20 protein-coding genes are annotated in these 25,190 nt (G+C 64.8%); 3 read left to right on the top strand and 17 right to left on the bottom strand.

Annotated elements, in window-relative coordinates; all coding sequences use genetic code 11:
* Positions 1–8: 8 nt before the first annotated feature.
* The 14 genes from murJ to C9990_RS21415 form a co-directional block, all read right to left on the bottom strand.
* The gene (murJ, locus tag C9990_RS21480) at positions 9–1,418 is read right to left on the bottom strand and encodes a murein biosynthesis integral membrane protein MurJ (RefSeq protein WP_106804617.1); all 1,410 of its coding nucleotides are present in this window, start codon (positions 1,416–1,418) and stop codon (positions 9–11) included.
* Entirely contained in the window at positions 1,418–2,845 is a 1,428-nt protein-coding gene (locus C9990_RS21475) for an O-antigen ligase (RefSeq protein ID WP_065907258.1), read from the bottom strand. Before C9990_RS21475 ends, murJ begins: the two co-directional genes overlap by 1 nt.
* A gap of 2 nt (positions 2,846–2,847) precedes the next feature.
* A complete protein-coding gene (locus C9990_RS21470; RefSeq protein WP_106804616.1) occupies positions 2,848–3,951 on the bottom strand; it encodes a glycosyltransferase family 1 protein in 1,104 nt (367 codons plus the stop codon).
* The gene (locus tag C9990_RS21465) at positions 3,942–5,159 is read right to left on the bottom strand and encodes a glycosyltransferase family 4 protein (protein ID WP_106804615.1); all 1,218 of its coding nucleotides are present in this window, start codon (positions 5,157–5,159) and stop codon (positions 3,942–3,944) included. The genes C9990_RS21470 and C9990_RS21465 overlap by 10 nt, the downstream gene beginning before the upstream one ends.
* A gap of 8 nt (positions 5,160–5,167) precedes the next feature.
* Complete coding sequence (locus C9990_RS21460) at positions 5,168–6,496, bottom strand: cellulase family glycosylhydrolase (RefSeq protein ID WP_106804614.1); 1,329 nt, start codon at positions 6,494–6,496, stop codon at positions 5,168–5,170.
* A complete protein-coding gene (locus C9990_RS21455) occupies positions 6,486–7,676 on the bottom strand; it encodes a glycosyltransferase (protein ID WP_106804613.1) in 1,191 nt (396 codons plus the stop codon). The genes C9990_RS21460 and C9990_RS21455 overlap by 11 nt, the downstream gene beginning before the upstream one ends.
* A complete protein-coding gene (locus tag C9990_RS21450) occupies positions 7,676–9,667 on the bottom strand; it encodes an exopolysaccharide transport family protein (RefSeq protein WP_106804612.1) in 1,992 nt (663 codons plus the stop codon). Before C9990_RS21450 ends, C9990_RS21455 begins: the two co-directional genes overlap by 1 nt.
* A gap of 14 nt (positions 9,668–9,681) precedes the next feature.
* A complete protein-coding gene (locus C9990_RS21445) occupies positions 9,682–10,482 on the bottom strand; it encodes a polysaccharide biosynthesis/export family protein (protein WP_207200643.1) in 801 nt (266 codons plus the stop codon).
* Positions 10,483–10,487: 5 nt separating this feature from the next.
* Positions 10,488–11,399, bottom strand: coding sequence for a glycosyltransferase family 2 protein (locus tag C9990_RS21440; protein ID WP_106804611.1), 912 nt, complete (start codon positions 11,397–11,399; stop codon positions 10,488–10,490).
* A 1-nt stretch (position 11,400) separates the two neighbouring features.
* On the bottom strand, positions 11,401–12,861 hold the full coding sequence (locus tag C9990_RS21435) for a mannose-1-phosphate guanylyltransferase/mannose-6-phosphate isomerase (protein ID WP_106804610.1): 1,461 nt from the start codon (positions 12,859–12,861) through the stop codon (positions 11,401–11,403).
* Positions 12,861–14,300 carry an undecaprenyl-phosphate glucose phosphotransferase gene (locus tag C9990_RS21430; protein ID WP_065907235.1) on the bottom strand — a complete coding sequence of 480 codons (1,440 nt, stop codon included), beginning with the start codon at positions 14,298–14,300 and terminating at the stop codon, positions 12,861–12,863. Before C9990_RS21430 ends, C9990_RS21435 begins: the two co-directional genes overlap by 1 nt.
* A gap of 442 nt (positions 14,301–14,742) precedes the next feature.
* Positions 14,743–17,229 carry a TonB-dependent siderophore receptor gene (locus C9990_RS21425; protein WP_106804609.1) on the bottom strand — a complete coding sequence of 829 codons (2,487 nt, stop codon included), beginning with the start codon at positions 17,227–17,229 and terminating at the stop codon, positions 14,743–14,745.
* A 106-nt stretch (positions 17,230–17,335) separates the two neighbouring features.
* Positions 17,336–18,286 carry a FecR domain-containing protein gene (locus C9990_RS21420; protein WP_106804608.1) on the bottom strand — a complete coding sequence of 317 codons (951 nt, stop codon included), beginning with the start codon at positions 18,284–18,286 and terminating at the stop codon, positions 17,336–17,338.
* The gene (locus C9990_RS21415) at positions 18,273–18,788 is read right to left on the bottom strand and encodes a sigma-70 family RNA polymerase sigma factor (RefSeq protein WP_106804607.1); all 516 of its coding nucleotides are present in this window, start codon (positions 18,786–18,788) and stop codon (positions 18,273–18,275) included. Before C9990_RS21415 ends, C9990_RS21420 begins: the two co-directional genes overlap by 14 nt.
* 160 nt (positions 18,789–18,948) lie before the next feature.
* Here C9990_RS21415 and C9990_RS21410 point away from each other — a divergent pair, with 160 nt between their 5' ends.
* Positions 18,949–19,578 carry a LysE family translocator gene (locus tag C9990_RS21410; protein WP_065907308.1) on the top strand — a complete coding sequence of 210 codons (630 nt, stop codon included), beginning with the start codon at positions 18,949–18,951 and terminating at the stop codon, positions 19,576–19,578.
* A gap of 55 nt (positions 19,579–19,633) precedes the next feature.
* Here the strand turns inward: C9990_RS21410 and inhA are convergent, their stop codons facing one another.
* The gene (gene inhA / locus C9990_RS21405) at positions 19,634–20,314 is read right to left on the bottom strand and encodes an isonitrile hydratase (protein ID WP_065907219.1); all 681 of its coding nucleotides are present in this window, start codon (positions 20,312–20,314) and stop codon (positions 19,634–19,636) included.
* 90 nt (positions 20,315–20,404) lie between these two features.
* On the opposite strand from inhA, the gene C9990_RS21400 reads away from it, so the two are divergent.
* Positions 20,405–21,373, top strand: coding sequence for a GlxA family transcriptional regulator (locus C9990_RS21400; RefSeq protein ID WP_106804606.1), 969 nt, complete (start codon positions 20,405–20,407; stop codon positions 21,371–21,373).
* A 109-nt stretch (positions 21,374–21,482) separates the two neighbouring features.
* Entirely contained in the window at positions 21,483–23,693 is a 2,211-nt protein-coding gene (locus C9990_RS21395; RefSeq protein WP_106804605.1) for an ATP-binding protein, read from the top strand.
* Here C9990_RS21395 and C9990_RS21390 read toward each other — a convergent pair.
* On the bottom strand, positions 23,690–24,586 hold the full coding sequence (locus tag C9990_RS21390) for an alpha/beta fold hydrolase (protein WP_106804604.1): 897 nt from the start codon (positions 24,584–24,586) through the stop codon (positions 23,690–23,692). The two genes, C9990_RS21395 and C9990_RS21390, sit on opposite strands and share 4 nt — an antisense overlap.
* Before the next feature lie 83 nt (positions 24,587–24,669).
* Entirely contained in the window at positions 24,670–25,143 is a 474-nt protein-coding gene (locus tag C9990_RS21385) for a cysteine hydrolase family protein (protein ID WP_065907210.1), read from the bottom strand.
* Positions 25,144–25,190 lie beyond the last annotated feature (47 nt).

Raw genomic sequence — 25,190 nt, 5'->3', positions numbered from 1 at the left:
GCACGCCGTCATGCCTTGCGCCAGGGCTTGAGCCATAGTCCCATCCCCAGCAACACCAGGATGCCGGCCAAGGTGCTCAACCCCAGTTGCAGCCACACGCCTTCAATACGAAACAGTGCCAGCGCCGCCAACCCCATCACCAGTGCACTGAGCAGCCATTGCCGCACCCAGGGCAGGGCTTCGAGCAATGCCTGGCGCTGCATCAGCAGCAACGCGGTGCAGATCACCCCGGCCAGCGCGGCCAGCGGGATTCCGGCCAGGCCAAACACAAAGGGCAGGGCGCCCAGCAGCAACACGTTGACCAGGCTCCCGAGCAACTCGCAGCGCAACGGCTGGCGCGTGTCGCCGGCGGCATAGGCGTAGCGGGCGAGCAAGGCGTTCCAGGCGCCGAATACCAACGGTACGGCGAACCAGGCCAGCAGCAACGGCAATGGCGAGTCCGCCGATTGCTTGGGCAGCAGCAGCGCCACCAGGCTCGGCGCTGCCGCCACCAGGCCGACGCCGGCGGGCAGGGTCAGCACGCTGGCGGTTTCCAGGCCGCGCTTGAGCAGGGCCAGGCGCTCATCGCCCTGGCGCCGGCTCATCATGCCCAGCAGCACCTGATTGAGGCTCATCAGCGCAATCAGCGGCAGGTTCATCAGTTTGCGTGCCAGGTTGACCCAGGTCACCGCGCCTTCGCCCAACAGCGACGCCACCAGGCGCTCGATCAGGGCCAGGCCCTGGCTGGCGCCGTTGCTCAGCAACAGCGGGCCGATGCGCTGGCCCAGCTCCCGCAGCGGCGCGAAGGTCAGCTGCCAACGCCACGGCCGCCAGCCTTGGCGCCACACCGACGGCAACAACGCCAGCGGCATCAGCAAGCTGCCCGCCAGGCAGGCCAGGACCAGCGAGTGCGGTTGAGTCGCGGTGCCGGCGAGGGCGAGGTAGGTCACGGGCGGCAGGTTGAACAGCAACGAGCCCAGCCCCGCCAGCACAAAACGCTCGCCCGCCTGCAACGGAATGCTGAACAGCGCATGCAGCATCAACCCCGGCACGCACCAGGCGACGATCTGCAAATTGCTCGCGGCGAGGGCGGTGGCGCTGGCCGCCAAGCCGGGGCCGAGCAGCTGCACCAGCCATGGCGCGAGCAGCGTCAGCAGCAGGCTGGTGACCAGCGCGATCAGCATCAACGCCGGGAACAACACGGCCAGCCAATCCAGGCGCTCACCGTCCTTGCGCTGCAGGTACAGCGGCAGCGCGGCGGCACTCAGCACGCCACCCGCCAGGGACATGCGCAGCGCTTCCGGTAAAAACAGCGCGATCAGAAACGCATCGCTGCGTTCACCCGCGCCCCACGCCGCCACGAGCAACCATTCACGCGCAAACCCCAGGCACAGGCCCAGCAGGGTCGCCAGGGTCAGCCAAACGGCCGAGCCCAGCATCAGGGACGCGCGCCATCAAGCAGCGGCTTGCGAAACACCACCGTCTTGACCTGCGGCAGGCGCGCCGGAAACAGGCGCCGCGCCTCCAGCACATTGATGCCGACCATCAACCAGAACAGCGCCACCATCACCACTGCGAAGCTGAAGTAGTGGTCAAACAAACCGCTGACCAGCGCCGACAGAATCCCACCGGTGGTGCCCAGCCACAGGGCGTTGTCCTTGGTCAGGCGAATCGGGCCTTTTTCCGGACGGGCCTCACGCCACCAACGCACGGTCACCGCGACGAAGAACAGCATGCCGACGATGCCGATCTTGTAGATGTAGTTCAGCCACAGGTTGGAAATCCCCAGGAAATGCGTACCCGGCACCGGCGGGTCGACCTTGAAGCCGATGCCGAACGGGTAGGCCGCCACCGCCTGCGGGAACATGCGGTATTCGTCGAAACGCACTTCGGTACTGGCGTTGTCCGAAGAGAAAATCGTTGCCAGGCGCTCCTGCAACGGCGGGTAGGCAATCACCAGCGCCACGGTCAGCGCCGCGCCGATCATCAACAGGCGCCCGGTGTACGGCACGCGCCGCGTGGCCATCCACATCAGCACCAACGCCAGGCTGACCATCGCGCCGCGGCTGCTCGCCAACAGCAAGGCGGCCGCTCCCAGGCACGCCACGCCCAGGCCGAGAGCGCGTTTCCAGCCTTGTTCGGTCATGCCAAAACAGAACGCCAACGGCAGCAGCAGCGCCATGATCCCGCCGATGGCATTCGGGTGCGTCCACGGCGAGCCCATGCGCGAGGACATCGCCTCCAGGCCGAATTTGAGCATGTCGAAGTTGGCGTAGTTGAACAGCGCCAGGATCGGCGCAATCCCGGCGCCGGAGCGGGTGCGCACAAACACCGCGATCGACAGCACCAGCATCGCCAGGGTACCCAGCAGCAGGGCGATCACCAGCGCTTCCCGGTGCTTGTGGTCCACCAGCAGTTTGGCCGCGATAAACACCCCGGACAGGTTCAGCAACCAGCGCAGCCAGTTGGCCACGCCGCTGGTGTCGGCATGGATGGTGACCTGGCCGACAATGAACGGGAACACGCTGAACAGCATCAGCCACAACAGCATCTGGTCGGTGGGGCGCCGCGCCAGGCCTGGTGTGTCGGGCAGGCGCGCGAGAAAGCTGTGCCACAGGATGGCGCCCCAGGTCAGCGCCAGGATCGCTTCGCTGACGGTACTGCGGATGCCCAGGTTGATCGTCGAAAACGGCATGAACGTCGCCACCAGGGCAAACAGCAACAGGCCCCAGAACGGAAAGCGCAGGATCGTCACCGCGCCCGCCAGGCCGACCACGGCGAGGAAGGCCTTGGCCGGTGACAGCAGCAGGGCGAGGGCGCCGAACAGCAGGCCGAAGAGCACCGCCACGAGGCTTGCCAGATTCACTCTCACTTCAGTTCCTCGATCAGTTCGGCCAGGCGTCGACGGTAGGCGTGATGGTTGAAACGCTCCGCCCATTGGCGCCGTTGCGCGGCGGATTCTTCAATAGGCTGCTGCGCCAGGCTGACCATCAACTGCACCAGCGCCGGGCCGTCGGTAGGCGAAAAACGTGGCGCCGACGGCGGGGTGATTTCATCCAGCGAGGTGCCGCTGGCCACTGCCACTGCCGTGCCGACGCTCAGGGCTTCGATCACCGGCAGGCCAAAGCCCTCGGCGTAAGACGGTTGCCACAGGCGCGACGCCTGCCGGTACAGCGCATGCAACTCGGCATCCGACACACCGCTCAGCGCCCGAATCCCCGGCAGCGTGCGCTGGGACTCGGGCAGGTGTTCCAGGCTGCCCACCAGCACCAACTCCGGCACGCCGGGGGCCTGGCGTCGCGCCTGCTGCCAGGCATCGACCAGAAACGGCACGTTCTTGCGCAGCTCGCGCGTGCCCACCAGCAACCAGTAGCGCTCCGGCAGTTGGCGCGCCGACAGGTCCGCTGCCAGCTCGGCAAAGGCGTCGACCTGATTGGGCAATACGCGAATCTTGCCCGCAGCCTTGGGAAACAGCCGCGCGGTTTCATCGGCGCTGTACTGCGACGGCGTCCACACGCGGTCGGCGCTGTGCACCGCGTAGGCAATCGACAGGCGATCGCTGGTCTTGTAGATCAGCGCCTTGAGGCGGTTGGCGTGGTAGTTGTCCAAGGTGATCTGGAACAGGTCATGCAACAGCACCACGCTGCGCAGGCCCTTGGGTTTGGGCGGCAACGGCAGGCCCATATTGAAGGTGCTGATGTACAGGTCGATGTGCTGCTCACGCAAGGCGCGTGGCAAAAAACCAGCCTCGAAACGCAGGCGATTCTGCGGTTGGTGCATGGCGGTCTTGGCACAGCCCCAGGCCGGGCAATGGGCCTTCAAGCGGGTTTCGTCGCCCAGCGGCGCCACGGTAAAGCGCTCAAGCTCGATGCCTGGGAAGGTGCGCAGGGCGCTTTCCAGCGCATACACCTGGCGGCTGATGCCCGATTGCGGCGACGTGCCGACGGTGCGGTAATCCAGGCCTACACGCATGCGGGCTCCTTGTGCGTGAGCGGTAAAAGGCTCGCGTACACCTGCTCCAACTGGCTGGCGGCAACGCTCCAGTCATGGGCGCGGCGTACATAGGCGCGGCCGGCTTCACCCATCGGTTCGGCGGCATCGGGGAACTGCAACAGGCGCACCACCGCGTCCGCCAAGGCGCTAGCGGTTTGCCCGCCGAGGTAGTCCAGGCCTTCCACCAAGTCCAGCCCCGACACGCCCTGTGCGGTGCTCGCCAGCGGCAGGCCGGCGGCCAGGGCTTCCAGCACCTTGAGCTTGGAGCCGCCGCCATGGCGCAACGGTGCGAGGAACACCGAACAGCTCGATTGCAGCGCCAGCAGGTTGGGCACGAAGCCTTGCCATTCGATCCGCGGGTCCTGCCAGCGTTCACGCCAACTGGCCGGCATGCCGAAGCCGCAGACACTCATGCGCGCCTGCGGGCAGCGCTCCCAGACCTTGGGCAGGATGTCATCCAGGGCCCACTCGATGGCGTCCACGTTCGGCGCGTATTCGTAGTTGCCAAGGAACAGCACGCGGCGTGTCGAAGGGTCGGGTCGGGCGGCGGCGAAGTGGTCGCAGTCCACGCCATTGACCACCACCGGCACCGGCTTGCCGGCGATTTTTTCCAGCACCTGGGCATCGCTGTCGGTCACTGCGATTACCTGTGTGGCCTGGCGCATGACCCGGCGCTCCCAACGTGCATAGCGCCATTGATCGTAGCGAATGAACGGCAGCGCCCAACGCGGCAGACGGTCGTAGGTGGCGGCGCCGAGGGCCGATTCGACGTTGTGCTCGGTCAGCACGAACGGTTGGGATTTGCGTGCCAGCGCATCTTCGTAAGGTTGGAAGGTGTAGGTGTGCTCGATCTGCACCACATCCCAGTGCTCATCCAGCAACCTGTTGAAGGTGTCCTGCAAGGCGCCCGACAGGCCATTCACACTGGCGAGCAGCGGGTAGGGCGCAAACAGCCCGGCCAACAGGGTCGTGGCGCTGCGCAGCGGGCGGCGCGGCAGGACGATCAGTTGCTCGAGAAACGCCTCCAGCACCTGGCGGTCGGCGAGCGACACCGGGTGCTTGTCATGCAGCAGCAAGGTGATCCGGTGCCCCCGCGCGGCGAGGCTGCGCAGCAGATGGAACTGGCGCGTCTTGCCGCCGCTGGTGGCGGGCCAGGGCGAGTAGGGCAGGATCCATAAAATGCGCATGGCAGGCCTCAGTCCCATAACAGGATTTGCAGGTTCGGCTTGACCGGTACGGTCAGGCCGTTGGTGCCGCTTACCGGGGTTTGCGTACCGCGCAACGGGTCGTACAGGGTGGCGCTGGCCAGGTTGGGCAAGTGCGCGTTACCGCCTTCGGCCGACCAGAAGAACCACACCTTGCGCCCATCGGCACGCGTCCAGCCAATGCTGAACAGGCCGTCGGGCAAGGCGTCGGCGACCGGCGGGTCACCCGGGGTGAGCGACGGCCCGCTGACGTCGAGGAAATACTTCAGCGCGGTGTAGACCGGCTTGGGGTTGGCGTCGATGTCCAGCAGCCCGTAGAACTGGTCGCGCACGCTGGCGCGCTGGTCGAGGTCGCTCAAGGTGAACAGGAAGATGCGGTCGTAATCCAGCGCGCTCATCAGCGCCAGGCGCCGCACCACGTAATCGGCCTGGCCCTGCTGGGTGATGATGTCCTGGGCGTCCTTGGGGCCGGGGTAGGTCGACCAGCCCCACTCGGTGCTCCACAAGGTTTGCACGCCGCCGTTGCGCAGGGCCTGGTTGAGCTGGGTGGTCTTGGCGATAAAGTCGAGGTTGGCCGGATCGTTGCCTTCGGGCAATTGGGTGTAGGGGTGATAGGACACGACGGTGTTCAGGCTGGCCACGCCCAGCGCGGCAAGGGCGTCGAACATGGTCTGGCCGTTGGGCATTTCGCTGAAGAACGCCATGCCGGCCGCCACCACCGGGGTGTTCGGGGCGACCGCGCGCAGTGCGGCGGCGCTGGCGGTGAGCAGCGTGGCGTAGCCGGCCGGGTCTGCCACCGGGCGCCAGAAGCCCAGCAGGTTCGGTTCGTTCCACACCTGCCAGGCGTTGACGCTGGGGTAACGCTGGGCCAGCAGCGCCATGCGGTTGGCGAACACGTTCGGGTCTTTGGGCGGGTACTGGTCCTGATAGGGCGCACCGGCCGGCGCGGTGGTGGCGAAGGGCGCCGAACCCACCAGGTAGAACACCGACTTGAGTTGATTGTCTTGCAGCTTGCCGACCAGTTGATCGAGGGTTGCCACCTGATACTGGTTCTGCGCCGGCTCCAACTGATCCCAATGCAGGTCCAGGCGCACCCACTCCAGGCCCAGGTCCTTGAGACGGTCGATCTGCATCTGGTAACGCTGGGGGCTGAACCACAGGAACTGTGCGTTCACGCCCAAAAAGTCCTTCCACACCACGGTCTTGTTGCCCTTGAGCACATGGCTTTCGGCATCCGCCTGGCGCCCCCACAAAACGGCGGTCAGGCCCAGCACGGCGACCACCGCGAGGCTGGCAAGGAACGTTTGTCTACGCGCCATGGCGGGCTCCTGCGATGGCTTCGGCAAACACTTCGGTGAACTTCTGCGCGGTCAGCGGCCACAGGCGTTCACGGCCGATCTCGCCGGCGCGTTCGGCCCAGTCCCTGGCCAGCGCCGGCGTGCGCGCCAGGCGCAGCAATTGTTCGGCCAGCGCCGCCACATCGCCTTCGGGGTAGATGGCGCCATTGCCACTGGCAACTTCCTCGGCAAACGCGCGTGCGTCGGAGGTGATTGCTCCGCGCCCACAGGCGGCGGCCCAGGACAGCGCGCCACTGGTGCCGCGCTGGCGCCCGAGCAGGCCGAGTTTTTTCGATTCGCGGTAGGGCAGCACCATCACATGATGGGCCTGGATGGTCTGGGCAATCTCGTCGGCCGGCAGGTTCAGCCGCCAGTCGATGGCGTCGGTCAGGCCGAGTGCGGCGATCTGGCTGTTGAGTTGCTCCAGGTAGTTGCCGCCGGCGCCAAAGGCCATTTCCGCCGCCGTGCCGCCGGCCAGCGTCAGGCGCACATGGCCGCGCAGTTCAGGGGCCTGTGCGAAGACATCGGCCAGCGCCTGCACCAGGTCTTCGATGCCTTTGCCGCGGTAGATGAACCCGAAATACAGCAGGCGCAGGGTGTCGAGCGCGGGCAGCGGTGCCGGTGGCACGGCGAGGTTGGCATGGTTGATCACGGCCACCTTGCCGGGCGGCAGTTGCATGCGCAGGCGCAGGCAATCGGCGCCCAGGCGAGTCAGCGTCACCAGGCGGGTCAGGCCCTTGGCGACCTGGCGTTCCTCACGCAGGGTCAATGGGTCGGCCAGCACCACGGCCGCCTGCGGCAAGGGGCTGGGCAAGCGCTCCAGCAGGTTCAGCGGAAACGGCAGGCGTTCACGGCGCCACACAATGCGCTCCGGGTCGTGCACGGTGGCGGTCAGCGGCAAGTGCGAGTAGGCCTTGCGCAACTCGCGCAGGGCCAGGAACTCACCCAGGCGCCCGCCGCCCAGCTCGGCGTGGACCAGGTCCACGGTCTGCCAGTTGAACGTCGCGACCGCGTGCTTGATCGCCTCGGAAGTGCCCGCCACCCCGGCCAACGGCGTCAGCACCGTCACCCCAAGCTGCTCCAGCGCCGTGCGAAAGTGGTTCGCATAGTCGGCGATGCCGTTTTTTTCCGGCGGCAAGGGCGCGAGCAGGGCGATACGCATCAGAACGCTCCCCGGTACTTGGCGATGGTCTGCAGCACTTTGCTCGGCACTTCGAACTTGCGACGGTTGATGATGATGCCGTCGACCTTGCCAAACGCGGTATTGAGGATCGACAGCGCATGCTCGACCACCGGCACGGTACTTTTGCGTGCTTCCACCACCAGGCCGATCAGGTCGGCGCGGCGCAAGGTGATAAAGGCTTCGCGGTTGTCGAGCAAGGCCGAGGCGTCGAGCAGCACCACTTCGCCCGGAGCGGCGGCTTCAAGCCCGCCGACCCGTACATTGATGCCGTTCTCGCGCAACAACAGGCGCAGCTGTTCCACCACAAAGGTCACGCCTTCGCCATGGCGCGCCGACGTCAGCCCCAGGGTCAGGCCGCGTTCGGCAATGCGGTCGGGCTGCAACAGGCTGTACAGCCGGTAGATACTTGCATTGAAGGCATTGGCGCTTTGCGCGGTGGTGGTGTCCAGCTCCGGCAGGGTGGTCCACAGCGGCAAGCCGAACTTGCGTTCCACCAGGCCACCGTCGTGAATGCGCTGGTCGAGCAGGTAGCAGAGGTAGATCACCAGCAGGCCGACGACGATTGCAAACGGAATCGCCAACACCAGCATCAACAGGGTTTTCGGAAAGATCCGACCCGGGTTCAGGGTGGCTTCTTCGATCACCGCGATGTTGCTGATCTGGCTGTTGTCCAGCTCGCGGTCGATGCGCGATTTTTCCAGGTTGTCCACGTACAGCGCGTAGTTGCGCTCGGTGGCGCTGAGCTCACGGGACAGGCGCGCCAGCTCCGGCTCGATCTCCAGGGCCTGCTTGCGCTGGTCCTCGAGGTTGACCAGTTGCTTCTGCTGTTGAACCAGTTGGGTGCGCAGGGCCAGGTTGTTGCTCGACTCATCCAGCAGCACCCGCTGCAGGTGGATTTCCAGGGTGTTCGGCGCACGGTTCTCCGAGGCCTGCACGGTGTTGCTCTCGTTGGCGACCTGGGCCTGCATGGCGCGAATCGACGCATCCAGCGCTTTGACCGGCGGTGCGTTGTCGGTATAGGTGCGCATCATGTCGGCGCGTTCCAGCAGCTTCTGGTTGAGCAGGCGACGCAAGTCCTGCTGCTGTGGGTTCAGTGCGATCTGGCGCACCGTGGTGACTTCCTTGGGCTGCCCCTTGAGCTGGTTGCGCGTGCTCTCGATGGCGCTGTCGGACGAGGCGATCAGGCGGGTGGTGTTGAAGGTCTCGCCGCGCAGCACGTTGATGCGCTCGGACAAGTCTTCCAGGCGGTCGGTGATGCTCGCCGCGCCGATCTCGTTCAGGTGCTTGAGGATCTGCTCCTTGTAGCTCTTGATCTCGGTGGCGCTGGTATTCACCTGGCCTTCGTAGAAGGCATACAGGCTCTTGCGCCCCAGGGCCTGGGTGCGTTCGTTGATGTAGGTCTCGACCCAGTCCTTGACCACCGCCTGGGCAATTTCCGGGTCGCCCCAGGTAAAGCTGATGTCCATCACCGTGGAGCCGGCGGCGTGGCTCACCTCAAAGCTTTTTTCCAGGCCGGCGGCAAGGCGTTCCACCGGGGTGGTTTTTTCCACCACGCCGAGGGTTTCCAGAACCACGCGCAGGCCATCGAAGACTGCGCCCACGCCTTGCTTGAGGTAATGCTTGGCGCTTTTGAAAAAGCCTTCGGGCGGCGGCGCATTGTTGATCACTTCCAGGTAGTGCTCGGCCACCGCACGCACGATCGGACGCCCGGTGAGCAGGCGCTCCTCATCGACGATCGGGTCGCGCTGGGTGCTGGGCATCACCAGCGCCTGGCGGTTGCTGATCTCGATCGGCAGGGTCGAATCACGCCCCGGTTTGACCAGCAGGCGTGCGGTGGACTCGTACTTGGCCGGCAGCAGGAAAGCGCCGAGCAGGATAATCACCAGCGCTGCGATGGCCGCCAGCTTGAACTCGTGGCGGAAGATGAAAAACAGGCGCAGAAGATCACGAAAAGAACGGATCTCGATCATGGGATGTCGCTCCTTTAGTTATTGCCGCCGCTGGTTCTGGTGTAGTTGTAGCCAACCCCAATGGATTTGGTGAACGGGATCAGTTGGTTCAGGTAGGTATCCACGCCCTGGATGCGCTCGCCTACGTTGGATTTGGGCACGAACACCACGTCACCGCGTTGCAGCGGCACTTGTTTGCGCCCGTTGGGGCCGGTCTTGAGGTACTGGCTGAAATCCAGGAAGTAGGCGTGGTAGGCGCCTTGGGCATCTTCACGCAGCAAGGCGACCATGCTCGCGTTGCCCGAGGGGTTGACCCCGCCGGCGCCGACGATTGCCTGCTCGAGTGTGTTGGCCGTGGCGATCTGGACCGCCGTCGGGTTGTTCACCGCGCCACCGACAATCACCGAGTTGCCCGGTGCCTGGTTGATGTTCACCGTCACGCGTGGCTCGCGGTACACCGGCGCGAGGCTCTTGGTCAGGTCGGCGGCGACCTCGGCGGGGGTGCGATGCGCCACCTGGATCGGCCCCAGGAAGGGGTAGTTGATCTTGCCGTCGTTCTGCACCGTATACAGCGTCAGCTCGTAGATGGTGCTGACGTTGAACGCCGACAGCGTCGGCATCTCGCCGGCATCGCGGACGATACGCAACTGGTCGCCGATGCGGATGCGTTCCACCGCCGGCGGCAGTTGGGCGAGTTGGTCGAGGGCGCGCTTGCCGTCCTCGACAGTCTGGTCGTCGGGCGGGACGATGCGTGCCGGCGTATTGCAGGCGGACAGGGCCAGCATGGCCAAGGCGAGCACGGCGGGTTTGATCAAGCGGGACTTCCTGTGGGTCATGCTGCTCACCTCCAATAACCGGGAAACATGCTGATGCGCCGCTTGAGGGCCAGCGGCAGGCGGCGCTCAAGATGGCCCAGGCGGTAGCCGAGCAACTTGAACGCGCTGCGCACCAGCACTTCGGGTACGCGGTGCAAGGCACCGGCTTTGCGCAAGGCCGCGAGTTCGGCCAGCACATAGCGTTTGCCTTCACCGCCGGCGTCGCCAAAGGCCTGTCTGATCCACGGTTCGCGACCGTAGAACACGCCAATGTCGAAGTAGCGATGAAACTCATCCATGAGTTTGTAATCGTGGGAGTGATGCACCAGCGCCGTGGCGGCGTAGCGCACCTTGTAGCCTTCGAGCAGCATGCGCGCCGCAACGTAGGCGTCTTCGCTGCCGATCACGTCGGCGGGAAAGCCGCCGACCGCCTGCAGCACGCTGCGCCGGTACACCGAAAACGAGTCGGAGCTGAAGCAGGTCTTGATCCCCAGCACGGGCGCATCGGCCAGGCTTTTGCTGCGGCTCTGCTCCGGGTAGTTGAAGTGCCGCGACTGCGCGCCCAGCACGCCGGCATCGGGGTGCGGTAGCTGGCGACCATAAGCCACGCCGTTGAGCGGGTCCTGTTGCAATTCCTCCAGCAGGTTGGCGAAGGTCTGCGGGGTCGCGGGGATGGCGTCCTGAGTCATGACGATCAGCGCGTCGCCACCCACCTGTTCGCTGGCCCAGCGGCGCGTGCCGCCGTGGTTGAAATCACGCGCGTCGATCACCTCGACCCGCGCACCGAACTCGCGAAAACGCGCCACGGTGTCATCGCTGGAGGCGCTGTCGACTACCAGCATCTCGTCCGGTTGCAGGGTTTGCATCTTCAGCGCCGGCAGCAAGCGCGCCAGGTGGCTGGAGGCGTTTCGGGTCGGGATGATCAGCGAAGTGCGCATGTCATTTCTTCGCCTCGAGAGGGGCGCGCCCGTAGATGTCGTCGAAGCGCACGATGTCGTCTTCGCCCAGGTACTCGCCGCTCTGCACCTCGATCATCACCAGGTCGATGATGCCGGGGTTGGTCAGCCGGTGTTTGTGCCCGGCAGGGATGTACGTGGACTCGTTGGCGTTGATCAGGAATTCACGCTCGCCGTTGGTGATCTGCGCTGCGCCGCTGACCACCACCCAGTGTTCGCTGCGATGGTGGTGCATCTGCAATGACAGCGAGGCCTGGGGCTTGACCACGATGCGCTTGATCTTGAAGCGGCTGCTTTCCTCGAGCACGGTGTAGGTGCCCCACGGCCGCGTGACGGTACGGTGCAGGCTGTACGCCGGGTGGTTCTGGCGCTTGAGTTCGGCGACGATGTAGCGCACGTCCTGGCTGCGGTTGGCGTCGGCGATCAGCAGCGCATCCGGGGTGTCGACGATGATCAGGTCACGCACGCCCACCGCGCCCAATACGCGCTTGGGCGAGTCGATGTAGCAGTTGTGCACGTCATGCAGGATCGCTTCGCCGTTGACCTGGTTGCCGTGCGCATCGCTGGGCGTGAGCTGGCGCAGCGCTTCCCAGGAGCCGATGTCGCTCCAGCCGATATCGCAGGGCACCACGGCGACTTGCTGGGACTTTTCCATCAGGGCCACGTCGATGGAAATATCCGGGGCGCTGCCAAAGGCATCGGCGTCCAGCTCACGCTGGCGCGAGGTTTTGTTCTGCAGGCTCTGGCTGTGTTCCAGCGCGGCGCGCGCGGCCTCCAGCACGTCGGGGGCATGGGTGGCCAGTTCCTCCACCAGGGTGCTGGCCTTGAAGCAGAACATGCCGGCGTTCCACAGGTGCTTGCCGCCATCGAGGTAGGCCTGTGCGGTGGCCAGGTCGGGCTTCTCGACGAAGCGTTTGACCCGGTTGCCGGTGCTCAGCGGCTCACCTTGTTCGATATAGCCGAAGCCGGTTTCCGGGTGGTCGGGCTGGATGCCGAAGGTCACCAGGTAGCCGGCCTCGGCCAGGTCGCGGGCCTGGGTCACCGCCGCGGCGAACGCGACTTCATTGAGGATCAAGTGGTCGGCAGGCATCACCAGCAATTGCGCATCGCCGCCGAAATGCTCCTGCACATGCAGCGCCGCCACGGCAATCGCCGCGGCCGTGTTGCGGCCGAACGGCTCCAGCAGCAAATCCAGCGGCAGGTGCGCCTTGTTGACCAGGCGGTAGTCATCCAGGGTGCGAAACAGCAGGTCGCGGTTGGTCACCGTCAACACGCTTTCCACGCCGGGCAGCTTGGCGGCGCGCTGGAAGGTCTTTTGCAGCAGGCTCTGGCCATCGCGCATGCGCATGAACGGCTTGGGCATGTTCTGCCGGGACACCGGCCACAGCCGCGTGCCCGAACCACCGGAAATGATGCAGGGAATTAATCCGTTGAGGGTATTCATCAATAGACTTCCTTGGTGGAAAGGACGGCCGGGACCGTCATGAAGACGATGTACAAGTCAAACCACACCGACCACTTGGAGATGTACTCCAGGTCGTACTCGACACGTTTCTGGATTTTGAACAGGGTGTCGGTCTCACCCCGGTAACCATTGATTTGCGCCCAGCCGGTGATGCCGGGCTTGACCCGGTGCCGCGAGCTGTACTCGCTCACCGCCACTTCGAAGGGAATGCCCGCGGCCTTGGTGGCGGTGGCGTGCGGGCGCGGGCCGACCATGGACATGTTGCCCAGCAGCACGTTGAACAGCTGCGGCAACTCGTCGATGCTGGTCTTGCGGATGATGCGACCCACGCGGGTGATGCGCGGGTCCTGGCGGGTGGTCTGGCGCTCGGCAGTGAAGTCGCTCTGGTCGGTGAACATCGAGCGGAACTTGAACACGCGGATTTCGTTGTCGTTATAGCCGTAGCGGTTCTGGCGAAACAGCACCGGCCCCTTGGAATCGAGTTTGATCGCAATCGCGGTCGCCAGCATCACCGGTGACAACGCCACCAGGGCCAGGCTCGCCAGGAGGAAATCCTCACAGCGCTTGATCACCGGCGACCAGCCGCGCAAGGGCAATTGCGAGGTGTTGAACATCAGGATCCCGCCCACGTCGGTGATGCGGCTGTGGCCGTAGCGCAGGGCGGCCATGTCGGGCACCAGCATCACGTTCACCGACATCTGCCGCAGACGGTTGACCAGCCCGTGGATGCGTTGCTCGGCGGCCCACGGCAGGCAGATCATGACCTGGTTGACCTGCTCGGCGCGGATCAGTTTTTCCAGGTCGCGAGTGTTGCCGAGCAAGGGCAGGTTGCTCAGCTCCTTGGGGATCCGCTCGGTGCGGTCGTCGATAAAACCGATCAGGCCGGAGCGGATATCACCGTTGCGCTGCAGGTGGTCGGCAACGTGCACGGCCGTGTCGGTAAAGCCCAGGATCACCGTGCGTTGCAGGTACTTGCCGGCGCTCATCAGCCGGCGGTACAGGCGCAGCATGACCAGGCGTTCGAGGCACAGCAAGCCCAGGCTGGCGACGTACCACGCGGCCAGGTTGCGCGGGCTCAACTGCGGGAAAAACTGCAGGATCTGGTACATGAACAGCAGGATGCAAAACGCTGCGGTCCAGGCCTTGATCTTGGCTTTGAGACGCAGGCGGTTGCTGAACAGCTCCTCGGAATAGATGCCCAGGGCCTGGAACAGAATGATGGTCAGCACTGCGAAAAATACCAGCAGGCCGATGAAATGCGGGCGCAACTCAGGGGCCAACGGGTCCAGGAAAAGCACCAGGACCAGCGGCGGCAGAATGGCCGTGAGGCCATGGATCAATTTGACGAAAACGACAAAGAACTCAACAAAACCGGCGCGCGTTAAAAACAGGCTGTCGACGGACGACTTTTCTCGCATAAAACATCCCTCATTGCACTCCAGTTGCTGTTGTTCGTTGTCGCTTCAATAAAGCCGCGATGGCGTTAGAGGGCACTTCGAACTACGGCTACTCTGGGTAATACGCAACTACCAATCCAAATGCACATATCAGTGAAGCTATCCATTTGAAGGGATTTTGCGGCGATAGTGACTAAAGGAGTGTTCCCTTTTCGTGCTTAGTCAACGAATTGACGATGGTGCGGGGGCGGCGTGCTAGACAGGTTAATCAGTCTTTTAAGCGGCATTTTATTGACATTCCTTGTCCGAACACTCGGTGAATGGGTGTGTTTTTGAGTGTAGGAACAAATGTGAGATTTTTCCTCTTTAAAGGACAAACCTTTTTCCAGCGGCACTAGGAAGGGGGGACAAAGAGGGCGTGGCAGGGCGCACTAAGTGCCCTGCCACTGGGGGTTTCGCGGGATCAGAAGTTGCCTTTCAAACTAACGGTGAAATTGCGCGGTTCACCGTAGAAGTTGCCCCATGATGCAGTTCCGACGGTGTTGTAATAGGTTTTGTCGAAGAGATTGTTGCCATTGACCGCCACGGTCCAGGTGTCGTCGAGGCGGTAGGCCAGGCGCGCGCTCCAGGTCGCGTAGCCGGCCTGCTCCAGCTTGATGGTCTGTACGCGGTAATTGCTGCTCTGGGCATTGACCCCGGCACCCACGCTCCATTTCGACAGCGCGCCGTCGAGCTGGTAGTCGCCCCACATCCGCAGCATGTGGCGCGGTACGTAGCTGTTGGAAACACCGCCTTCTGCGGCGCTGTCGATGTTCTTCAGGGTCTTGGTCTGGGTGTACGTGTAGCCGCCGGACACCTGCAGGCGTTCGAGCAGTTCGCCGCTGACTTCGGCCTCCACGCCCTGGGCGCGGACCTTGCCGGTATCGGTGTAGCAATAGCCATCGGCGGAGGTCGGGCAGAAACTCAGGTAGTCGGTTTCGGCGCCGTTTTTCTCGATGGAGCGAAACAGCGCCAGGGAGCTGTTGAGGCGCCCCTCGAACCACTCGCCCTTGATGCCCAGCTCGTAGTTGTCGCCGATTTTCGGCTTGAGCGCGGCGCCGTCGGCGGTGGCGTAGGCGCTTTGCGGCTGGAAGATATCCGCGTAGCTGGCGTACACCGACAGGTGCTCGTTGAGGTCATAGATCAGCGCGGCGAACGGTGTGACCTCGCCGGTTTCCTTCGTGCGAGCATCCTGCAGCGACCATTCGCCCCAACCGAGGCTGTAGGACTGGCGACGGTTTTCGTACCAGCTCACGCGGCTGCCCACGATGAACATCAAGGGCTCGGCCAGGCGCAGGCGCAAGGTCGCGTAAGTGCCGTACTGGGTCGCGGTCTCCTTGATGGTGCTGCCACGGTACATGTTGGGCCAGAAGGTGTTGTCGGCCGGTTCCGGGAAGTGATGGTTGGGTTGGTAAATGCTCTGGCGCGTGGGCAGGTTCTGGATCGCGTAGATGTCGTCCTGGGTGCCACGGCTGCCGTTGGCGCCGAGGATCAGTTCGTGCTGCAGGCCGAAGGCTTCGAATTTGCCGTCGAGGTAGGCGTCGAGGCCGAAGTCCTTGTGGTCGTAATCCATCAGCGCCGCGTAGGAAACGGCGGTGGGAGCTGGGTTGTCGTAGGCAATGGTGCCTTCGCTGGCGGCGTACTTGATGTCTTGCAGGTTGCGACTGTGCACGGCCGCGACCTTGAGTTTCCAGTCGTCGTTGAGCTGCTGCGTGAGGTCGGCGAAGTACGTGGCGCGCCGGCTCTGCCAGTCGTTCCAGGATTGGCCCAGGCAGGTCGAGCGGCTGAGCTTGGCACTCTTGCCGTCGGCGTAGCGCGGCAGGCCGCCCCAGCACGGGGTGGCATCGACATCTTCATAACTGGCGCCGAGGCCGAGGGTGGTGTCGGCGCTGAGGTCGATGTCGAGGGCGCCGTAGAAGGCCTGGTCCTGGCGCTTGGCGATGTCCATGTAGGAGCCACGATTCTGCTGGCTGACCGTCGCACGGCCGCGCACCGTGCCGCTGTCATTCAGCGGGCCGCCGGTGTCGACGTCGGCGCGGTAATTGTCCCAGGTGCCGGCGGACAGCGACAGGCTGGTGGTGGGGCTGGCCTGTGGCCGCTTGCGCACGAAGTTCACCGCGCCGCTGGCCGTGCCGGCACCCTTGAGCATGCCGGCGGCCCCCTTGAGCACTTCCACACGGTCATAGATCGCCATGTTGGCGCTGAAACTGTCGGCCTGTGCGTAGTCCTTGCCCATGTCCAGCGGCACGCCGTCGTACTGGTACTGGCCAAGCATCTTGAAACCACGGGAATAGAAATACTTGCCGCCCATCGGCGATTCATAGGAGGTGATGCCGGGCGTGCGCTCCATCACGTCGTCGATGGTGGTGAGGTTCTGGTCATCCATCAATTGGCGGGTCATCACACTCACCGATTGCGGCGTTTCGCGCAGGCTGTGTTGACCTTTACCGATGGTGACTGCGCCGGTGGTGTAGGACCCGGTGCCATCGGTGGTTGCCCCCAGGCGGTCGCCGGTGACGGTGGTGGCGCCGAGGTTGAGTGCGCCGGTGTCGGCCACTTGCGGCAACAGCAGCCAGTTGCTGCTGCCCTGGCGCTGGGCTTGCAGGCCCTGGCCGCGCAGCAACTGGCCGAGGGCTTGCTCGCGGTCGAAGCGGCCACTCAGGCCCGGGCTGGCCTTGCCGGCCACGCTGGTGGCGTCGTACGACAGGCTGATCCCGGCCTGGCGGGCGAACTGGTCCAGCGCACTGGCCAGGGAGCCGGCGGCGATGTTCCAGTCGCGGGCCTGGGTGTCACTCGCCAAGGTGTCGGCCAGCACGGCCAGCGGCACGGCGCCGCCACTGAGGCAGGCACCGAGCAAGGCGGCCTGTACCGCGCGCTTGAGTGGAGAACGTTGTGAGGGGAACGCTTGCATGACCGCGGGATGCTCCTGAAGGAAGTGGACAGAACCGGCCTGTTGATCGGCCTTTCCTTACAGGTCGAGCGGCAATGAGAATTCACCTCATTTATTTTTCGAAGCGTTAAACCCGAGGGCTGACGGTCACCCAATAGCGGCTGCGGTAGGTGACGTCGACGGGCAGCGATTGCGCCACCAGGCTCAGCACCTGATCGGTATCGTTCAACTGATAAGTCCCCGACACGCACAACCCGGCCACGGCTTCACTGCAACGCAGCAGGCCATTGCGATAGCGGCTCAGTTCGCTGAGGAAGTCGTCCAGGCGCATATTGTGGGCACTGATCACGCCGTCACTCCAACCCCAGGGATCGAGGCCGTTGGCGATGGGCGCATGAATGCCGGTGTGGTCGAACAGCACCTGCTCGCCGGGCTTGAGCACGTGGCGCGCGTTGGCCTCCCGGCTGTTGGCAAATAACGCCACGGCGCCCTGTTGGACGGCGAGCAGCGTGCCCTGGGCTTCTTCACGCACCAGGAAGCGGCTGCCGAGGGCACGCAGGTAACCGTCGCGGGTCTGTACCCACAGTGGCCGGTCGTCGACGCCCGTGTTCACCAGCATTTCGCCCCGGTGCAGGTGCACCAGGCGGCGCTCGGCACTGAACGTGGCGTCGAAGGCGCTGGCGCTGTTGAGCTGGATCTTGCTGCCGTCGTCCAACGCCACCCAACGCCGCTCACCCGTGGCGGTGCGGTAGTCGGCCATCAATCCGGGCAGCGGTGTGTAGTCGCGACCGAGCCAGGTCAATCCCGCTGCCCCGGCCACCAGTCCGAGCAGCTTCAAGCCTTCGCGGCGGCTGATGCGTTGACGCGCACCTTGCAGGGCATGGCGGCCGACCTGGGCCGGCAGTTGGTTGAAATCATCGTTCATGGTCGCCACCCGCTGCCACACCTGCTGGTGCTCGGCGCTGGTGTGCAGCCAGCGATCGAACGCGGCGGTGCTGGCGTCGTCGGCCACGTTGAAACGCAGCTTGATCATCCATTGAATGGCCTGGTCCACCAGGCGCGGGTCAGAGTTCGGCATAGCGCAACCGATAACAGGCGTGCAGCGCCTTGGCCAGGTCGCGCTCCACGGTAGCCTTGGACACGCCCAGGCGCAGGGCGATCTGCGCGCAGGTCAGGCCATCCAGTTGCGCCAGCAGGAAGGCTTCGCGCACCCGTGGCTTGAGTTGGTCGAGCAGGCGGTCGATGCGTTCCAGGCTGTCGAGGATCAGCCACCGGGTTTCTTCCGACGGCACCTCGACCTCGGGGAAGTGGGCGAGGCTTTCGAGGTAGGCGCGTTCCAATTCGCGGCGCCGATATTGGTCGATCATCAGGCTGCGCGCGATGCTGCTCAGGTAGGCGCGAGGCTGTTGCAAGGTCTGCTGCTTGCGCGCGTTGAGCAAGCGCACGAAGGTTTCCTGCGCCAGGTCGGCGGCATGTTCACGGCAACCGGTGCGGCGGTTCAGCCAGCCACGCAGCCAGGAATGATGGGCGTGGTACAGCTGGCCGATGGCGGCATGGTCCAGTGGGTGGTCGCTCGACATGGGCATCCTGGCGCAGCAGTCTTAATTGATAATGTTTCGCATTCTAGACGGTGGTCGTGGCCATTCGCAATTCCCGGCACGCAATGTATCCAGCACAATTTTTTGTTCGGCCGGGGTGAGCCGACTAATCTGCAGGCTTTTCCTCATGGACGGCGCGAGCATGATCGACCTTGCAACCCTGGCGGTGTTTTCCGGTGCTGTGCTGCTGTTGCTGTTATCGCCGGGGCCGAACATGGCGTTTGTCATCACCCATGGCGTGACCCATGGCTGGCGCGGGGGAATGGCCTCGGCGCTGGGCATTGGCGTGGCAGACCTGCTGTTGACCGGGTTGACCGCCTCGGGGGTCACTGCGGTGGTCGCGAGTTGGCCGCCGTCGTTCGACCTGATCCGCTTTGCCGGGGTGATCTATCTGCTGTGGCTGGTGTTCAAGACGCTGCAGAAACGCCCGGGTGGGGCGCAGGCCCAAGTCGAGCGGGTGCCGCTGGGCCGTGTGTTTTTGCAGGCCATGCTCAACAGCCTGCTCAACCCCAAGGCGCTGCTGTTCTTTGTGGTATTCCTGCCGCAATTCGTGCGCCCTGAGACGGGGTCGATCGCGATACAACTGCTGGTGCTGGGCGGCGTACTGACGGTGATCGCCGCGGTTTTTCACCTGTTGCTGGGAATTTTCGGCGGCGCTGTCAGCCGGTTTTTTGCCGGCCGTCCAGCGGGTGCGGCGTTGCAGAAATGGGGCCTGGCGACGGTGTTGACCGTGCTGGCCGTGCGCCTGGCGCTGATGTCTCGTCCGGCCTGAGCCTGTTGTGGCGAGCAAGCTCGCCACAGGTACCGCCAGCTCGCCAGGCTCAACCTCAGCCCAACCGTGCTGCCGCCCGTGCGACGATTTCCCCCCGGGTCTTGCGCGACTCGGCGGTGCGTTTGTGGGCTTCTTCCAGCACGTGCTTCGGGGCGGTGTCGGGGCTGCCCGAATCAAACGGCGGCGCCGGCGCGTATTCGATCTGCAGTTGCACCAGTTGCGCCGCCGCTTCGCTGTACAGCTCGGCCGCCAGGGTCAGGGCGAAGTCGATACCGGCGGTGATCCCGCCACCGGTGAACAGGTTGCCGTCGCGCACGACACGCGCCTGGACCGGGATCGCGCCAAGCGGGGCGAGCAGGTCGTGGTAGGCCCAGTGAGTCGTGGCCTTGCGCCCGCGCAGCAAACCCGCTGCGCCGAGCACCAGCGAGCCGGTGCACACCGAAGTCACGTAGCGCGCGGTGTGCGCCTGGGCCTTGAGGAAGTCCAGGGTGGACGGGTCTTCCATCAATGCGCCCACGCCGGAACCGCCGGGCACGCAAATCACATCCAGGGCAGGGCAGTCGGCATAAGTCATGGTCGGGGTGAACACCAGGCCGGTGCTGGACGTGACCGGTGCGAGGTCTTTCCATATCAGGTGCAGCTTCACCTCCGGCAGCGAGCCCAGCACGTCATAAGGGCCGGTCAGGTCCAGTTGCTGGATGCCGGGGAACAACAGAAAGCCAATCTGCAAGGTCATGAATGAAGCTCCGCTAAAGGGGTGGACGACTTCACTCTAGAGGCCTAGGCTTTGGCGAATACGCCATTGAACCCACCAATCACGCCAATCATGCCAAGAATCATCCACGTCCTCGCTTTCGATAACGCCCAGGTCCTCGACGTGACCGGGCCGTTGCAGGTGTTCGCCTCGGCCAATGACCTGGCGCGCCAACGCGGCTTGCCGTTGCCGTACGCCGTCAGCGTGATCGCCGACCAGGCAGAGCCGGTCATGACCTCGGCGGGCCTGGCGTTGGTGGCGCAGCCGCTGCCCCCTGTTGACGCACCTTGCGACACCTTGGTGATCGCCGGTGGCTGGGGTGTGTATGGCGTCGCCGAAGACGCCGCGCTGGTGCAGTGGGTGCGTGAAAAATCCCGTCATACCCGGCGCATGACGTCGGTGTGCACCGGGGCTTTCCTGCTGGCGGCCAGCGGCTTGCTCGACGGCCGCCGCGTCGCTACCCACTGGACCCGCTGCGAGGAACTGGCGCGCAAGTTTCCCGCGCTGACGGTGGAGTCCAACCCGATCTTTATCCAGCAAGGCTCAGTGTGGACGTCCGCCGGTGTCACGGCCGGCATCGACTTGTGCCTGGCCCTGGTCGAGGAAGACCTGGGCCGCGCCGTGGCCCTGGAAGTGGCGCGGCACCTGGTGGTGTTCCTCAAGCGCCCCGGCGGTCAATCGCAGTTCAGCGTGACCCTGTCGCTGCAAAAAGCCGGCAGCCGCTTTGCCGAGCTGCACGCCTGGATCGCCGACAACCTCACCCTCGACCTCAACATCGCGACGCTCGCCGCCCAGGCGGGCATGAGCGAGCGCAGTTTCGTGCGTCACTACCGCGCCGAAACTGGCCAGACGCCCGCGCGCGCCGTCGAGTTGATCCGGGTTGAAACCGCACGCCGGCAACTGGCCGACAGCACCGCATCGATCAAGCGCATCGCCGTGCACTGCGGTTTTGGCTGTGAAGAGACGCTGCGCCGCAGCTTTTTGCGCGCCCTGCAAGTCACGCCCCAGGCCTACCGCGAGCGGTTCTACGATCCGGCTTGAACGAAAACGTACACATCTGTACCAAGGTGCTATGTTGGCTGACTACCTTGCGCAGTGAGCACCCGCCGCTGCACCGCTGTTTCCTCCGCCCCCCGGCGTGACGCTGCTCATGAAGCCATTGCCTGTGATCGGCGCCGTCCCCCTGTCGGACGATTGCGCAAGCGAGCCTATTCACATTCCCGGCTCGATCCAGCCCCACGGGTTGCTGCTGACCCTCGGTGAGCCGACGCTGGTGGTGCTGCAGGCCAGCGCCAACGTCAATACCGTGTTGGGCCTTGGCGGCGAGTCGTTGTGCGGCCAGGCGCTGGGCAGCCTGATCGGCGCAGACGCGTTGGCCCAGGTGCGCCTGGCGCTGGTCGACCTGGACACGGATGAAGACGAGCTGCGCCCAGTGACGCTCAACGGTGATCTTTTTGACGCCTTGCTGCACCGGCACCAGGGCTTGCTGTTTCTCGAACTGGAGCGCGCCGTGACACCCCGGCATGCCGCCGCGCTGCATGTCGCCCGTGCCCTGCGTCGCCTGCAGTCGGCGAAGAGCCTCGATGGGCTGTACCAGATCTGCGTCACCGAGATCCGCGCACTCACCGGCTATGACCGCGTCACCCTGTACCGCTTCGAGCAGGAGGGCCACGGCAAGGTGATCGGCGAGTCCCTCAGTGACGGCATGCCGCCGTACCTGGGCCTGTGTTTCCCGGCGTCGGATATCCCGCCCCAGGCGCGTGAACTGTACCGGCTGAACTGGATTCGCGTGATTCCCGATGCCGCCTACACGCCAGTGCCGATCCTGCCGGCCCTGCGCCCCGACACCGGCCAGGCGCTGGACCTCAGTTTCGCGGTGCTGCGCAGTGTCTCGCCGGTGCACTGCCATTACCTGAAAAACATGGGCGTGCGTTCGTCGATGAGCATTTCCCTGCTCAAGGACGACCAGCTCTGGGGCCTGATCACCTGCGGCCACCGCGAGCCCTTGCGCGTACCCCATGAGTTGCGCACCGCCTGCACCAGCATTGGCCAGTTGCTGTCGATGCAGATCACCTTGCTCCAGGAGCAGGAGGCCCGCCGCCAGCAGCAGGAAAAAACCAGCATGATCGATGCACTGGCGACTGCCATGGCGCTGCAGACCTGTGACGTGATGGAGAGCCTGCGCCCGCACGCGCAGACCTTGCTCAACCTGACGGCCGCCGATGGGCTGGCGATTCTGGTGGAGGCGCGGCTGCACCGGTTTGGCGTGTGCCCCACCGAGGAAGAGATCCGCGCCTTGTATCCGTGGATCCAGGCGCAGGGCAAGGGCGTGGTCTGCAGCCATCAATTGGGCGCGGAGTTCCCGCCGGCGGTGGCTTATCAAGCCATCGCCAGCGGCCTGTTGGCTTTTCGCCTGCCAAAGCCGGTGGATAACGCGGTGATGTGGTTCCGCCCCGAGGTCCAGACCACCGTGCACTGGAGCGGCGAGCCGATCAAATCGCGCGAAACGGGCACGACTACATTGAGCCCGCGCCTGTCGTTTGAGCGATGGAAGCAGCAGGTCGACGGCAAGGCGCTGCAATGGTCGCCCTCGGAGTTGCTGGCGGTGGAAAGCCTGCGCCGCCACGCCCTGGAACATGACCTGGCGCGCCAGGTACAGCGCGAACACGCCGCCGTGCGTGCGCGGGATGAGTTGGTGGCGGTAGTCTCCCATGACCTGCGCAGCCCGCTGACCATTCTGCTGATGCAATGCGGCATGATGCGCAAGCTGGTGCCCGTCGACGACACCAAGGCCAGCCTGCGCCTGACCAGCGCGATTGAAACCATGCAGAACGCTACCTCGCGCATGAACACCTTGCTCGAAGACCTGATTGATATTTCGCGCATCGAGGCCGGGCGTTACCGGGTGGCCCCGCAACCGCTGGATGTGGTGACGACCCTGGAGCAACTGGGCCTGATGTGGCAGCCGCTGGCGGCGGCCAAGGGCGTCAACCTGACCTGGCAGGCCCAGCCAGGGCTGCGCGTCGAGGCCGACCCGGAGCGACTGTTCCAGGTGTTTTCCAATCTGCTCGGCAATGCCCTGAAATTCACCGGCCTGGGCGGCGCAATTGAGGTGCTCGCCCAGGCGGCGGATGATCACGTGCTGTTTCGCGTCTGCGACAACGGCGCGGGCATCGGCGCGGCGCAACTGCCTTACATCTTCGAACGCTACTGGACGTCCCGCGAGGGCAACCCCACCGGCAGCGGCCTGGGCTTGTACATTTCCCACGGGATCATCCAGGCCCATGGCGGCACGCTGTGGGCGGAAAGCGTGGCGGGGCAGGGCAGCGTCTTCAGCTTCCGGCTTGCGGCTGCGCCCTAGCGTCGGTCGAGCAACTCAATGATCGCTGCCAGAGTCGCCTGCGGGGCTTCCTGGGGAATATTGTGGCCGACGCCGGGCAACACTTCGCGCCGGTAAAAGCCGCTGAAGTGCTCCATATCGTCGTCCTCTTCCGGCGCTGGTCCCACGCCATCATCGGCGCCACACAGCGAAATGCTCGGCACCGAAATCGGCGGTTGCAGGGCCAGCGCCACTTCGATGGGCTCCAACGCCGGGTCGCCGGGTGCGTACATGAAGCGATGGCGATAGGAGTGAATCACCACCTCGACAAAGTCCGGATTGTCGAACGACGGCGCCGTCTGGTCATACAGGCTCGGCCCCTCGGCCCAGGACGGCGACCACAGTGACCAGAGCAACTTGCACAACTCCGTGCGATTGGCGGTCAGCCCGTCCACGCCGCGCTGGGTATGAAAGTAGAACTGGTACCACAACCGATGCTCCGTCACGGGCGAACGCGGCTTGAGCGACTTGGCGATGTCCTGGATGTTGTAGCCGTCCCCGGTCACCAACCCGCGCACCCGCTGCGGCCACAGCGCCGCGACAATACACGCGGCGCGGCCACCCCAGTCGTACCCGGCAAGCGTGGCCTGCGGGATCGACAACGCATCCATGAACTCGAGCAAATCCTTGGCCAGCGCCGCCTGTTGCCCGGAGCGCAGCACTTGCTCATTGATAAACCGCGTCGGGCCATAACCGCGCAGGTACGGCACCAGCACCCGACACCCGCGCGCGGCCAGCACCGGCGCGATTGCGTCGTAGCCGCGCGGGTCGTAGGGAAAGCCATGCAACAGGATCACCGGGGTACCGTCGGCGGGGCCATGGGCTTCATAAGCCACGTCGAGCATGGAGGTACGTATATAGAGCAGTGCGGTCATGGGGGCTCCTGTCGGTTGGTCAGCGGTGTTGCAACTGTAGTCCACGGGCGTGACGGGATAGGGCGCGCCTGAAGGCAGTGGGGTTACTTGTCTAGGTCCAGCTCGGCGCTGCTGCGCACCTGTTTGAAGTGGTGCCGCCACAGATCCACGCCCAGCTTGCCCGAGCGATCCAGCGACGAGCCGACCGTCAAGTCGCTGATCAAGGTCGGCTGCAGCCCGGCATCGAACAACGCAAACCCCGCCGCCAATACGCAGGTGTCGGTCTGGATGCCGCACACCAGCACGCGCTCGGGGGCCAGGCTTTTCAGGTAGGCGATGGTTTCGGGTGTCGGCGCATAGCCGTGCTTGATGAAGACGCGATCTGCCGCGATCAGGCTGGGGTCATCCGGCGCCGGTTGCCAGCCGAGCTGGCGGGTGAAGGGCGTGATGCTCTCGTCATGGCGCTCCACGGTGGCCACTGACGGCAATCGCCCGAGCAGGGCATTGATGCCGTCCACCAGCCACTCGGGAGGGTTGAAGGACGGTTGCACATCGATGATCAGCAGTACCTGGCGCATGGGGCTCCCGTGACGGGTCGAGGGGCGCCCCATTGTGCACAGCCCAC

The organism is Pseudomonas sp. S5D5, from assembly GCF_003013355.1.
GTDB classification, from domain to species: domain Bacteria; phylum Pseudomonadota; class Gammaproteobacteria; order Pseudomonadales; family Pseudomonadaceae; genus Aquipseudomonas; species Aquipseudomonas aylmerensis.
Note: the sequence above shows the minus strand (reverse complement) of the source record. Positions and strands in the feature narration are given on the sequence as shown.